Below are 13,431 nucleotides of genomic sequence, written 5' to 3'. Positions count from 1 at the left end.
AGGGTGGTCCGTCCAACCGCCGGCATGGACGTACAACGGGCCGCCTCCACGTGCGACGACGTCGTCGCCGCCGTCGGCGAGGCGGTCGTCGCCGACCGCTCGTTCCTCGAAACCGTACTGACCGGCGTTCTCGCACGGGGACACGTGCTCTTGGAGGACGTACCGGGGACGGGCAAGACGCTCACCGCCCGGAGCGTCGCCACCGCCCTCGGCCTCTCCTTCTCGCGCGTGCAGTTCACGCCGGACCTCCTGCCCTCCGACATCACCGGTTCGACCGTCTACGACGAGTCGACGGGGACGTTCGAGTTCTCGAAGGGCCCCATCTTCGCGAACGTCGTCCTCGCCGACGAGATAAACCGCGCGCCGCCGAAGACGCAGGCCGCCCTGCTGGAAGCGATGGGCGAGAGTCAGGTGACGGTGGACGGCGAGACGTACGAACTGCCGGACCCGTTCTTCGTCATCGCCACGCAGAACCCCGTCGAACAGGAGGGGACGTTCCGCCTCCCCGAGGCCCAACGGGACCGCTTCGTCGTCAAGACGCGACTCGGCTACCCCGACCGGGCGGGCGAACGCGAACTCGTCGACCGGCGGGCCGACCGGACGGCGCGGTCACCCAGCGTCGAACGCGTGGTCGAGGGCGACGACGTGGCCGCACTCCGGCGCGTCCCCGAGACCGTCCGCGTGGACGAGAAACTCCGCGACTACGTGGTCGACCTCGGACGCGCGACGCGCACCGACGACCGAATCGAGGTGGGCGTCTCCCCGCGGGGCATCCAACGCCTGTTCGAGGCCGCCCGCGCCCGCGCCGTCGTGCAGGGGCGCGACTACGTCGTCCCCGACGACGTGAAGACGGTGGCGGGGCCGGTGTTCAGACACCGCCTCGTCCTCAGTTCCGCCGCGCGCGTCCGCGGCACCGACTCCGTCGACGTCGTCGCGGACGTTCTCGACGAGGTTCCGGTGCCGTCGGTGGCGTCGCAACGGCGCTGAATCGGACTTTTCCGCTCGATTTTTCCGCTCACCTGAGCGCCGCGGCGAACAGGACGACCCCGAGGAACGCCGCGCCGAGTGCGACGGGGACGACGCCGGTCGAAACCGACGGAACGCTCTGTACGACGCCGCGGAGGCCGACTGCGGCCGCCGCGCCGACGACGCCGACGGAGAGCGACGCGCCGAGGTGGACGAGTTCGGAGCGTCTCGTCGGCGCGGTTCGCCCGACTTCGGTCCCGAGCGTCGACCCGTGCGCGCCGGCGTCGCGGACGACCAGGCCGGCGACGAGGCCGGCGAGAACCAGCGCCGTTCCGGCACCGAGCGTGCTGGCGACGGCCGCGGCGACGAAGACGCCGCCGCCCGCGAACGCCGCGCCGGTCGCCCGGTCGGTCACCGCGCCCGCGACGACGGCGACGTACACCGTCACGACGGCGACGGACGCCGCGAGGAGGAGGCAGACGGCGACGCCGAGGAGGACCACCTCCGGACCGTAGAACTCGACGACTGCGACCGTGTGCGTCCGGAACGTCGCCGCGAGTTCGCCGGGGAGAACGTCCGCGACTGTCGAAACGAGCGCCGAGAGGAGTTGCCCCCGGAAGGCGAAGATGGCGGCCACGACGGCGAGAGCGGTGACGAACGGCGCGCCCGTCTCCGCGGCGTCGCGCGCCGTCGCGGCGTGCAGTCGGCGGACGGTCAACGACCCCGCCGCGAGGAGGAGGCAGACGCCGCCCCCGACGAACAGCAGAGCACGGAGGGCGGAGACGGACGCGAGGTCGGACACCGCCCGGAGGACCGCGGAGGGGACGAACTCGAACCCGCCGGGCGAGAGCGTGAGAACCGCGAGTGCGAAGAGGGCGGCCGGTCCCCACCGCGAACAGACGCCCGCGAACGCCCGAACCGGGTCCACGACGCGCCGCGCGGAGTCGGGGTCGTCCGGCGAGAGCAGGTCTGCGACGGGGAACGCCCGGAGCGCGGACCACAGGCCGAACGCCGCGACGTAGCAGACCAGCCCGAAGGAGAACAGGTGCGGCCCCTCGTGGGTCGGGTCGAGGAGGTATCGAGCCACACCACCGAGGAGTGCGCCGGGGAACTCGGCGGCGGGGACCGGGTCGGGGACGAGAACGGGGAGATACAGCGTCTCAGCGAACTCCCCGACGACGGGAGCGGCGGCGAGCGGGAGGAACACCGCCGCCGCGAACGCGGTGACGACGATTCCGACCGACGCGGCCGAGCCGAGAGCGTCCGCGGAGACGACGGCCCGCGCGCCCGCCGCCGCGCCGAACGCCGCGACGGCGAGGGCGACGACGACGAAGACGGACCCCACGGGGAGCGTTCCGCTGATCTGCTTCGAGAGCGCGTAGCCGACGCCCGCGACGAGACCCGCGCCCGCCGGGAGGAGGAGGGCCGCGGCGACGGCGCGGGTCAGCGGTCGGTAGGCGTCGGCCTCCGCGAGAGCGACGGCCGCCGCGAGGACGCCCGCGCCGACGACGGCGGGCAGGACCGCGTTCCAGAGGCCCGTCGACGCGGTGAGCGCCGCCCCGACGAGCGCCGTCGCGAGGGCGACGAACGCGACGCTCGTTCGCGTCGGTCGCCAGTTCGAACGGGGCGGTGCGGCGTCGGTCGGGGCGAGTTCGGTCGTGTCTGCGTCGGTCATCGGTGTTCCTCCGTCATCTCCGTTCGAGCGCGCGGCCGAGCGATTCCGAGAGCGGTTCGGTCGGGTCCCAATCGACGACGCTCGCGCCGGCGTCGCGGAGCGCGGAGCGCCGGAGTCGCCGTTCGAGGTCGGCCACCGCGAGTCCGGGCGTCTCTCCGCCCGTCACGTCCGGCGAGAGCAGGGTGACGCGGCGTCCGCGGCGGCCGAGTGCGCGGCAGAGCGCCACCGGAACGCCGTCCAAGAGCGGCGAGAACAGCACGACGCTCGCGTCGCCGGGGAATCGGGCGTCCATCGACGCCGCGAGGTCCTCGACGGCCGTCCGCCCCGCCGTGTCGGACCCCGAACCCGCCGAACCGCCGTCCGGAACCGCGTCCCGCACCCACTCCGGCGCGTCGGCGTCGCTGGCGTCGCCGTACCGGCCCGTTCGGGCGGCGTCGCCGTCCGCGCCGGTCCGTCTCGGTTCCGCGCCCGCGACGGCGGACGCGACTTCCAAAATCGCCTCGGCAGCGCGCGGGCCGTCGGGCCACGGGAGACCCTCGGGACCGACGGCGACGCTCTCGGGGACGTCTACGGCGTCCAGACCGAGAACCGTCACGTCGGCGTCGTCGTTCGCCGCGAGGAGGGCGCGGTGCGTCCGTCCGGCGGCGTGAGCGCACAGTTCCGCCGCCGTCGGGTGCCCCGGCCGGGCGACGACCCTCGATTCGGGGCGGACGTCCGCGACGAGAGCGACCCGCGTCGCCCGTTGCTCGCGGAACTCGACGGTGGTGAGTTCGCCCGTCTTCGCGAGGTGTCGCCAATCGACGCGTGAGAGGGGGTCGCCGGGCCGGTACTCCCGCGTCGAGTGGAACTCGATGCCGGGGCCGCCCGAGTCCGCCGGGAGGGACCCGGCGCGGACGGGGGCGGCGTCCGGCGCGGGGCGCGAGTCGAGCGCGTTCGTACAGGAGAGCGTCGTCTCGCCGCCGACGGGGAGTTCCGTCGTCGCGACGCGGACCCCCGAAAGCGAGCGCAGGCGGACGAGGGCGTCCTCGAAGGCGTGGTCGCCGCGCTTGCCGACGACGCAGTACTCGACGGTCCGTTCGTCGCCCGGCGCGAGAGAGAGGGCGGCGCGGGGCGACCCCTCGGTGACCGCCAACGCCTCGGGCACGCCGTCCACGACGCGGAGGTCGGTGAGCGTCGAGTCGCCGGCGTTCCGGACGGTGAGCGTGACCGTCGTCGTCTCGCCCGGCGCGGGCGCGTCCGGGTCCAGTTCGCGTTCGAGTTCGAGCGTCGCGCCGTCTGGAAGCGACGAGATCAGCCCGTAGAAGACGTACGCGAGGGGGACGGCGGCCGCGGCGACGAGTTCCGTCGAGGCGTACGCGAGGCCGAGGCCGACCAGAGAGAGCGTCCCGACGATGCCGGCGTTCCACCGCGGGTCGCGGCGGACGTTCATTCTCCCCCTCCGGTCTCGCGGAGTTCTCGAACGGCGTCGAGCGTCCGTTCCGCCCGGCGGCGGCGTTCGCGCGCCGGGTCGAGCCACAGTCGGAGGCGGGAGCCGAACGGGTACGACGCGTCGTCGCCGTCGGCGACAGTCGCCGCCGCGAGTCGGTCGTCGGTCCACTCGCCGGACTCGACGGCCCGCCTCGCCTCGTCGGCGGGGGCGTTCCGAACGTCGGCGTACGTCTCGGCCGCGAGCGCCCGGAGTCGGTCGCGAACGGCCCGCATCGACCCCTCCGAACGTCCGTCCGTCGCCTCCGCGAGCAGTCCGTCGAACCGACCGCCCGGACGGGGAGCGCTCGAACCCGTCGCCGCCTCCGGCGGCGCGTCCCGGAGCGACTCGAACCGCGCCTCGGCGTCCGTTCGCGGACGGGGTGCGGGGCGACGCCGGGAGAACCACGCCCCCGAAAGCACCGCGACGGCCGCGAGGCCGAACAGGTACGCACCGGTATCGACCGACGCGACGGCGCTCTCGGCCGTCGCGACCGGTCCGTCGGGGACGACGCCGACGACGAGAGCTACCGCGACTGCCACCGCGACGACGCCGAGGAACCCCGCGAACGCCCGAAGGCGGTTCACGCGCCGTCACCTCCGTTCGGTCCCTCTCGGCCGGTCTGTGCCGCTTCCTCCTCTCGGTCGGCGAGTGCCTCGCGTATCTCCCTCGTCGCGGCCTCCATCTCCGCGGACCGGTCGGCGGGGGAGCGTCCGCCGTACTCCACCTCGCGGAACCCGTCGCGGAGCGTTCGAACCGGGCCGACCGGGAGACGGTCCACCTCGACGGCGTGGGCCGCGAGTTCGCCGGGGGTTCGGGACGCCTGTTTCGGGACGCTCACGCGTTCGCGGAACTCGTCCCAACACTCGCGGACGGTTCGGGCGTCGGGGTCGCCGTCGCGAACGCCGGCGTCTTCGCCCCCCGGAGTTCCGACGGTCCGACGCCGAATCCGCCGTCCGCGCTCTCTCGCGTCCGCGTATCGGTCGGTCGCCCACGCGAGGAGTATCGCCCGAACCTCGGTCAGCGAGTGCGTTCGGGCGACGACTCCCCGGACGACGGCACCGACTCGGCGGCGGAGGCCGCGGAAGCGGTCGAGTGCCGCGTCCGCGACGCTCGCACCCGAGAGGAGGGTCGCGAGGAAGCGGTCGAACAGGCGAGGGACGCCGCGCACGAGTGCGAGAACCAGCGTTCGCGGCGTGAGTCCGCGTCGGTACGCGCCGCCGCCGACGGCGACGAGGCCGGCGAGTCCGACGCCGAGGAGTGCGAGACCGTTTACGAGCATCCCGGAGACGGTCGTACTGCGCGATTGGCCGTAGCGTTCGACGGCGACCGTCGCCGTCCGCGAAAACGGGAGCGAGACGGTCGCAGTGCCGTCGGGGCCGGTGGTTCCGACCGTCCGTCCGTTCATCCTGACCGGCACGCCCGTCGCGTTCTCGTCGCCGAGGGTCGTCCGAACCGTCGCCGACGTAAAGGGAAGCGAGAGGGGGAGCGACCGCTCGACGCTCACGTTCAGTTCGGGCAGCGAGAGCGTCTCGCTCCCGCGGACCGGGCCGCGAGAGACGTTCACCGCCACCTCGCCGGGGTCGGAGGGGAGCGTCACCGAGACGCGTCCGCGGTCGTTCGTCCTGCCGGCGGCGTCGCCGTCGACGGTAACCGTCGCGTCGCGGACGGGGACGCCGTCTACGGTCGCGACGAGGAGTACCTCGCTCCCGGTGACGGGGTCGACGACGACGGAGAGCGTCGCGTTCGTCTCCAACTCGTAGGAGGCCGAATCGTTGTCGGTCACCTGCGAGATAGTCGGCGATCGGACGGCGTACGCGGCGTCACCCGTCGCTCCGCCGGTCGGGGGCCGACCGCCCGCACTCGCCCGGAGCGACGTTCGTCCGTCGCCGTCGGAGTCGGCGAGTTCGACTGTCAGCGTCTCCGCGTACGGTACCTCGCCGACGACTCTCCCCTCGGCGTCCGTCGTTCCGACGGGGCGGCCGTTGAACGTCACGACCCGCCCGGAGACGGGCTCGTCGCCGCGCGTGACCGTCACTTCGACCGTCGCACCGGGCGCGGGGGTTCGGTTCGTCGCGAACGTCACGGACGGTGGGGCGGTCGTCTCCGACGCCGTCCGTTCGCCGTCCGACGACACCTCCTCGTCCGCTGTTCTCGTCCGCTCGGAGCCGTCGGGCGTCGTCGCGTCGTCGGTCGATTCTGAACCGTTCGGCGTCGCCGAAGTCGGTTCGGGCGTGGCGGTGTCGTTCGCGCCCGCGGCGTCGTACGTTCCCTGCTCCCGTTGCTCGTAGGCGCGTCGTTCGGAGTCGATTCGGTCCTGTCCCGGCGTCGGATCGAACCGGACCCACCCGGTGTCGGGGAAGTACACCTCGACCCACGCGTGGGCGTTCATGTTGCGGACGGTGTAGGTGTTCGGTCCGGTCCGTTCGCCCGTCGAGTAGCCGACGACGTAGCGCGCCGGAACGTCCTGCGACCGGAGCATCACGGCCATGGAACTGGCGAAGTACTCGCAGTAGCCCTCGTCCATGTCGAAGACGAACTCCTCGACGACGGTTCCGCCGTCGTCGTCGTGCGAGGCCGACAGCGAGTACTCCTTGTTCGACTCCAACCAGCGCTCTATCGCGACGGCCTTCTCGTACGGCGTGGAGGCGTTCGCCGTGATGTCCTCCGTCAGGCGGGCGACTCGCGGCGACGCGTCGTCCGGGAGAGTCGCGTATCGGGATTCGACGCCGTCGGGGTAGTCGGTGCCCGCGGTCCGGAGGACTTCGGGGTCGCGCGTCTGCACGCTACTCTCGCCGACGTAGGAGGTGCCCTCCGGGAGGGTCGTCTCTGCGACGACTGCGCGCCCGTCGGTGACGCGCAGGGAGGGGGACACCCCGGAGACGGAGACGGTGTTCGGACGCCAGACGGTCGGAAGCGCCGTCGCCGACTGGTTCAGCGTCACCGAGTAGGAGACGCGTTCCCCGCGGGCGTCGGGCGATACGTCGCCGTCGTACGGTCGGGAGTCGTCGGTCTGCGTCCATCTGTCGCCGGTGTACGTGCCGTACGCGCCGGTTCGCCAGTAGCTCGGGGACGAACTCCGAACGGTGAAGTGGACTTCCGTCCCGAGCGAGCGGTAGGGGTTCTCGCCGTCGGCGACGGACTGGCCGACGGTCGTCGAGGGCGTGGGGTCGAGTGCGCCGAGTCTGCCTCCCGCGCCGTCGCCGGTCCCCTCGCCGAACACGAGAAGCGAGTGCACGGGAGAGGAACCGAGCGACGCCGAGGCGGGGACGAGGAGGGAGGCCGAGAGGACGACGGCGACGACACAACAGCACGCGAGGAAGATTCGACCGAGGTTCGGGCTGTCCGATCCGGACAGCAGCGTTCGAGAGTCGTCTGACATCGTTGGAGGGTGGAAGTTCGACGGGCGGCGTTCACGTATTCGAACTCGTCGTACCGACGAGTCTCTTCTCCCGGTATAAATACTCTCGTCTGCGTTCGGTGCGACGATCGGAAGCAGTTCGGACATCTCACACGAGGAAAAATGCGCACCGAGTCTCCAGTTCCTAAACAGCGAGGACCGCTCAGACAGCGTGCACACCGCTGAAATCCCACAAATTGTAGAATTTGTGCAGTTTCGATAGGCCCGCATCCCGCTGAAGTTTTAAGAATCCCACATGACCCACAAATTTTAGAAATTGTGGAAATTGTAGTATTTTTGGATAGTTTAAGAGTTTTTAGATGTGAACGCTTTTCGAGAACTCCAGAGTTCGCAAATTGTTTACAAAATTCGGCCGGATATAGATAGGCTATCCATATTATAGGGATAGTTGTAGACACATCTTGCATTATCTGCGCCGCTTAGAGTTTCTGCAATTTTCACAATTTGTAGAATGCTCCCGAACTGTCGCCTAGTTCGAATATCCGGGGAGGAATTATATGGGAAGACGCGGAAGGGAAGAACGATTCCGGACGGAAACGCCGTCCACAAATTCCACGATGTCTACAATGTGTGCAACGTCCGAACGCGCTGGAACGGGAGGAAAGTAGGATGGCGAGGGCAGTGAGCGTCTCACTACAGAAGGGCGGCGTCGGGAAGACGACGGTGGCGATAAATCTCGCGGACGCACTCGCCGCGCGGGGGAACGACGTCCTCCTCGTGGACCTCGACCAACAGGGCAACGCGACGGAAGGCGTCGGTCTGAAGGAGTTCTACGAGGACGCGACGCCGAACATCGGCGACGTGTTGACCGACGACGACCCTCTCGACGTCCGCGAGGTGATTCGCGACCGGGAGGCGTTCGACGTTATCCCGGCGCACGTGGACTTAGACGACATCGAAGACCGGATTCGGAACTCCACGTTCGGGGTGCTGTGGGTTCGCCGCCGCATCATCGAACCTCTCCTCGACGACGAGTACGACTACATCGTCATCGATTCGCCGCCGAGTCTGGGCCCTCTCTCCGACGCGTCGCTCATCGGCGCGGGACACGTCATCGTCCCCCTCCTCATGAGCGAACCGAGCGTCAGCGGATTCGAACGGATGGTCGAACAGCAGATTCGGCCGATTCGGAACGAAGTCGGCCTCGAAATCCTCGCGATCGTCCCGAACGACCTCAGCGGAAACAACGAGGAGCGCCGTATCATCACGGACTTGGAGGACTCGCCGTTCGAGGAGTACCTCCCCGAGTTCGCGGGGTCGGCGAAGTTCGACGAGACGGGGACACCCGGACCGGGCATCCGACACCGCATCGCCTTCAGTCGCGCGTGGCGCGACGGGAAGACCCTCCGGGAGTACGACCCCGAGAACGACATGCTGGACCGCCTCGACCAACTCGCCGCGGTCGTAGAGAACGGAGGGACCGACGATGCCTGACGAGAACCGATTCGCCAGACTTGGCGAAGCGATAGGGGAGACCGACGAGGACGCCGACGCCGAGGAGGCGGACGAATCCGGAGAGGGAGAGTCGTCCGCGCCGGCGCGAACCGACTCCGAGTCCGCCGAACCGACGCCGGAGTCCGAACCCGAACTCGACGAATCGGAATCGGAGGCGGAAGCCGACGACGCGGAGAGTCCAGAGGCGTCCTCGGAATCGACCGAAGGCGAGGAGGACGAGACGGCGGACGACTCCTCGGAGACGGACGACTCGTCCGAAGAGACGGCCGGCGGGCCTGCGTTCGAGTTCGAGGACACCACCGCAAAGAGCATGTACGTCCGCCCGGAGACGGTAGCGGTGTTGGACGACGCTGAGTTCGAAGTCGAGTCGCACCTCCGACGCGAACACGACGTGCGGGACCTGACGGGGCGGGAGTTCCACGATGCTCTCGTCCGCGTCGCCGCCGAGTACCCCGAGGAAGTCGCCGACGCGATTCTCGACGCGCGCGAGGAGACGGAGTAAACCACACAGCGCGATATTCTCCGTCGTCGGACGACAACGATACTCGCCCTCCTCGAAATGCGTTTACTCGAAGACTGAACGATAACAGGGATTTCTCGCTCCCCTGCACAGACGGTAACTACGTGTGTGCATCTGCCGACCCGCAAACCAGCCGAATACCTATTTAGAGGCAATACGAAAGGAGGACGATGATTTCACGACGAACGTGGGCCCGAATCCAGTTTTTGCGTAGTCTATCGATATTGGTTCAAACAATTGCTCGAATGTGGAGCAATCAAGGTGACGAAACCAGCCGACTCGACCTTCGATATTCCCTTCTCGGAATTGTAGAGCAACTCGGTTTTTCATGGATACACGACCGTGATTACATGAGACTCCGTACGAACTACTGGCGTCGTTCGTACACCTTCGTCGGGGGTGTTCTCCTGTTTTTGAAGTGGTTAGATTCGCTTACAGAGGCAGAACGCGAGAGCCTCTCGCTGGGGACCGCAGTTGGAGGAGTACTCTACCGACTCTGGTACGGCGTCCTCTATCCCCTCCCCAACTCGATTGAGTAGCTACTGATCTGATCATCCTCCGAGGGCGTGAGACATCAAAGAACGGTCGGACCCGACACCGAACGAAACTCCGTAACTGTGAGAAAGTGGATGGACCACCCAGAGAGCCGCGGTTACGAGAGGTGACTGAGCAGTGCTTCGGTTACTTCCTCACGCTCGTCGTGTTGCACCCAGTGTGAAGCATCGGAGAACATCCGCAGCTGGCTGTTTTCACAGTAGCCGAGGCTCTTTACGGCCAGTGAGGGGAGGAGCGCGATGTCGTCTTGTCCCCAACAGATCAGCGTCGGTTGGACAACCGTGTCGCGCGGTGGGCCCTCCGACCGACGGAATCCGCGATACCAGTTGATCCGCGGGGCAACGCCGGTGTGCCGCCACGCCGCCCGGTAGCGACGGATCGTTTCTTCGTCGAACGTCCCCGGATTCGACGTTTTTTCGAGGGCGGTGACCATCGCGTCCGCGTCGTTCCGACCGAGTATCCACTCGGGGAGCTTCGGTACCTGATAGAACCAGACGTACCAGCTCCGAGCGATCTGTCGGGGACTGGAGCGTACCACGTCTCGATACGCCGTCGGATGCGGCACGTTCAAGATACCGAGTCGGTCGACCACGGACGGCCGACGGAGCGCTACGTTCCACCCGACGAACCCGCCGAAGTCGTGTCCGACGACGTGTGCCGGTTCCCGGCCCTCGCTGCGGATCAGTTCGCAGACGTCGGCGGAGAGTTCCGATTGCCGATAGGCATCGACTCCGTCGGGAGCGTCGCTCAGATTACAGCCCCGTTGGTCCGGTACGACCACGCGGAAACCGGCTTCGACGAGCGGGAGTATCTGGTCGCGCCAGCCGTACCAGAAATCGGGATGGCCGTGCAGTAAGACGACCAGTGGAGCGTCGGGGTCGCCCGCGACTACGACGTGTAACCGGACGCCGTTGACGTTTCGATAGGTGGATTCGACGCGGTGATCGGCGAACAACGATGCGTCAGTGTTCGGGTGCGTTTTCGTCTCAGTCATCGGTATCGGCTCGGATGCGCAGTAGCTGTACCGCGGTAGAGTTTCGGGTCAATACGGCTGAGGATACACGCTGTGGCCGAATACGATTACTGCCGCACTCGTGAGGCTACTTTTAATCCTCCTCCGAGTCGCTCCGGTCGTATCGGTTGGGAAGGAGCGAGAGAGTTCACGAACGGGAGAGGTGCGGGGCAAAATCAGCGAACGATTTCGCTAAACACGCGTGCTTCGACTTTTCGAAGGTGTTCGCTCGCCGTCGGCGGAGCGATTCCGACAACTTCGGCGACGTCTTCGAGTTTCGCCCGTCGGGGAACGTCATAATATCCCATATCGACTGCCGCTTCCAGCACTTCCTCCTGTCGAGACGTGAACATCCTGCTGAACGACGAGTCGTCGGGGTCGTAATCGCCTATCTCGAGAAGTTCGAACGTAATCGATTCTACGTCGTCGACGTCTTCGGACAGCTTTTCGAACGTCTCGTCGGCCCCTAAGCACGTTACCTTGAGCGCTCCGTCGGACGTGAATCGAATCGGCGTCTCGATTACGAGATGCGATTCTCGTTGTAGCTCCAGAGCCCGACGAACCCCGTCCGTCGGTTCGAATCGACTCACGGCCATCCAACGGTCGCCTCCGGTGACGAGATACTCCTCGACGTGAGGCGAGTCCTCCATAATCTGCTCGTAGCGTTCCTGACTGCCGCTCGCCTCGGCAAATAGCAGCACGGTATCGTCGGCAAGAAGTTCGACGCGGTGGATGGCTCGCCGTTCGATAGCGGGGTCGTCCGTCAGCCTCCCCCCGAGTGGATGGAACGCCCTCCCTCCATCCGGTTCGATGAGAATCGTAAGATATCGCATACGATGGCTTGGAGTGCGTTACTGTAAAAGAACGCGGACGGACTGCATCTCGGACCGCTCGTGCCGTCCGGTCGGTTCGCTTCCGAAGTTTCACCCGCACCGAGACGGTCACGGGGACCTCCCCCCGCCATCGCACGGTGGACGCCGCAACGTCGCGTCACCGCGTTCGTGAGTTTCCGCGATTCTGAGAGAGATTCAAGTTTTGACGCTCCTCGCGATTACTATACGTGACCGTACTGTGAATCAGACCGACTGATATGAACGGACTCGAATTCGGGGAGACGACCGTAGCAGTCGGCGACGATACAGTCGGCCGAGCGCTGGTCGAACGGTTCGACCGCGTTCATCGGACGAACGCCGACGAAGCAGACGTGACCATCGAGTTCCGTCCGGGATTCGTCCGCCCGCCCGACGGATGCGTGGAGATACACGGAGGGTTGTGGGTGGACGGCGACGAACTGTTCGTCGACGCGAGCGGCGGGTCCGCCGCGTTCGGTCCGTTCGGGGAGGTTCTCGAACGAATCGGTCGGGCCGGCCATCAAGCGAGAATTCGGGGGAATCCGCTCCGAGAGCCGGTCGAGGTGACCGTATTCTACGACGACCGGGTGGTCGATTCGGACCACCGGATGCTGCGACAACTCGTCCGGAGTTACGACAAAAACTACGCGAGTCGGCCCGAAGTCGTCGCAGTCAAACTCGTGGACGATATCGTCGAAGCGGTCCTCCACCAACGGTTACTCGCTCGCGGGAGCGGACTGCTTCACGCCAGCGGCGTCGTTCGAGACGGCGACGCCGCCCTCTTTTCGGGATGGAGCGGCGTCGGAAAGTCGGACGTGAGCGGGGAACTCGTCCGCGAGCACGGATACGACCTGTTGGGTGACGACCTCGTACTCGTCTCCGAGGACGGAACCGCGTCGCCGTACCGGAAACGAATGCGGGCGTCTCCCCGGTCGATAGCCGACGGGGAGGCGACCTACGACGAGGTGATGAACGGGCGAGGACTCCTCGACCGAGGGCAGTGGCGGGTTCGAGAGCGAATCGGCGGACCGACGGCCGTCCGCCGGAACGTCCTCCCGTCGGTACTCGACGGCCACTCGGCGGACGTCGGCCACCTCTCGGAGAGTCCGGTGGCGACCGTCGTCAATCTGGTCGTCGAGGACCGCGAGACAATCGGCGTCGAATGGACGACTCCCGACGATATCGCGGAACGCGGTGCATCCACGGTGATGTCGGAACTCGAACCGTTCACCGGCGAGATGCGGGCGGTTCACGCCGCGGCGCCGACGCGTTGGCCGGACCCACGAACGGTCGCCGAACGGTCCGACCAGATATACCGGCGGGCGTTGGCCGACGCCGAGACGTACGTCGTCTCCGTTCCGCCGGAGGTGTCCGGGTCGCGACTCGCAGACGAACTGTCGAATCGGGTGCTTTCGGACGCGAACTGACGTTCACCCGCGAAGTCGCGGAGACGAAGGACGTGCGAAACAAACCTCGAAAGCGGAACCCGCGCGCTATCCCAGTCCCGACGG

General features: G+C 67.3%; 11 protein-coding genes. 5 read left to right on the top strand and 6 right to left on the bottom strand.

Annotation, left to right across the window (positions count from 1 at the left end):
- Positions 1–24: 24 nt before the first annotated feature.
- The gene (locus BLS11_RS17820; RefSeq protein ID WP_092539156.1) at positions 25–987 is read left to right on the top strand and encodes an AAA family ATPase; all 963 of its coding nucleotides are present in this window, start codon (positions 25–27) and stop codon (positions 985–987) included.
- Between the two features lie 28 nt (positions 988–1,015).
- Here the strand turns inward: BLS11_RS17820 and BLS11_RS17815 are convergent, their stop codons facing one another.
- From BLS11_RS17815 to BLS11_RS17800, 4 genes are read right to left on the bottom strand one after another with little or no spacing between them, the layout of a single operon-like run.
- The gene (locus BLS11_RS17815; RefSeq protein WP_092539155.1) at positions 1,016–2,641 is read right to left on the bottom strand and encodes a DUF7519 family protein; all 1,626 of its coding nucleotides are present in this window, start codon (positions 2,639–2,641) and stop codon (positions 1,016–1,018) included.
- Between the two features lie 13 nt (positions 2,642–2,654).
- The gene (locus tag BLS11_RS17810) at positions 2,655–4,070 is read right to left on the bottom strand and encodes a DUF58 domain-containing protein (RefSeq protein ID WP_092539154.1); all 1,416 of its coding nucleotides are present in this window, start codon (positions 4,068–4,070) and stop codon (positions 2,655–2,657) included.
- Entirely contained in the window at positions 4,067–4,693 is a 627-nt protein-coding gene (locus BLS11_RS17805) for a DUF7269 family protein (RefSeq protein ID WP_092539153.1), read from the bottom strand. Before BLS11_RS17805 ends, BLS11_RS17810 begins: the two co-directional genes overlap by 4 nt.
- On the bottom strand, positions 4,690–7,488 hold the full coding sequence (locus BLS11_RS17800) for a transglutaminase TgpA family protein (RefSeq protein WP_092539152.1): 2,799 nt from the start codon (positions 7,486–7,488) through the stop codon (positions 4,690–4,692). Before BLS11_RS17800 ends, BLS11_RS17805 begins: the two co-directional genes overlap by 4 nt.
- 648 nt (positions 7,489–8,136) lie before the next feature.
- Here BLS11_RS17800 and BLS11_RS17795 point away from each other — a divergent pair.
- The 3 genes from BLS11_RS17795 to BLS11_RS17785 all read left to right on the top strand — a co-directional run bounded on the left by BLS11_RS17795 (position 8,137) and on the right by BLS11_RS17785 (position 10,041).
- On the top strand, positions 8,137–8,961 hold the full coding sequence (locus BLS11_RS17795) for a ParA family protein (RefSeq protein WP_092539267.1): 825 nt from the start codon (positions 8,137–8,139) through the stop codon (positions 8,959–8,961).
- Entirely contained in the window at positions 8,954–9,484 is a 531-nt protein-coding gene (locus BLS11_RS17790; RefSeq protein ID WP_092539151.1) for a DUF7970 domain-containing protein, read from the top strand. The genes BLS11_RS17795 and BLS11_RS17790 overlap by 8 nt, the downstream gene beginning before the upstream one ends.
- A gap of 368 nt (positions 9,485–9,852) precedes the next feature.
- Positions 9,853–10,041, top strand: a complete 189-nt coding sequence (locus tag BLS11_RS17785) for a DUF8097 family protein (protein ID WP_092539150.1) — start codon at positions 9,853–9,855, stop codon at positions 10,039–10,041.
- A 113-nt stretch (positions 10,042–10,154) separates the two neighbouring features.
- On the opposite strand, the gene BLS11_RS17780 is transcribed toward BLS11_RS17785, so the two are convergent.
- Positions 10,155–11,051, bottom strand: a complete 897-nt coding sequence (locus tag BLS11_RS17780) for an alpha/beta fold hydrolase (RefSeq protein ID WP_092539149.1) — start codon at positions 11,049–11,051, stop codon at positions 10,155–10,157.
- A gap of 194 nt (positions 11,052–11,245) precedes the next feature.
- Positions 11,246–11,902, bottom strand: a complete 657-nt coding sequence (locus tag BLS11_RS17775) for a helix-turn-helix domain-containing protein (protein ID WP_092539148.1) — start codon at positions 11,900–11,902, stop codon at positions 11,246–11,248.
- A 257-nt stretch (positions 11,903–12,159) separates the two neighbouring features.
- Between BLS11_RS17775 and BLS11_RS17770 the strand changes: the two genes are divergently transcribed.
- Positions 12,160–13,347 carry a hypothetical protein gene (locus tag BLS11_RS17770; protein ID WP_092539147.1) on the top strand — a complete coding sequence of 396 codons (1,188 nt, stop codon included), beginning with the start codon at positions 12,160–12,162 and terminating at the stop codon, positions 13,345–13,347.
- The last annotated feature ends 84 nt before the right edge of the window (positions 13,348–13,431 follow it).

The sequence above is a fragment of the Halopelagius longus genome (assembly GCF_900100875.1).
Taxonomy (GTDB): domain Archaea; phylum Halobacteriota; class Halobacteria; order Halobacteriales; family Haloferacaceae; genus Halopelagius; species Halopelagius longus.
Note: the sequence above shows the minus strand (reverse complement) of the source record. Positions and strands in the feature narration are given on the sequence as shown.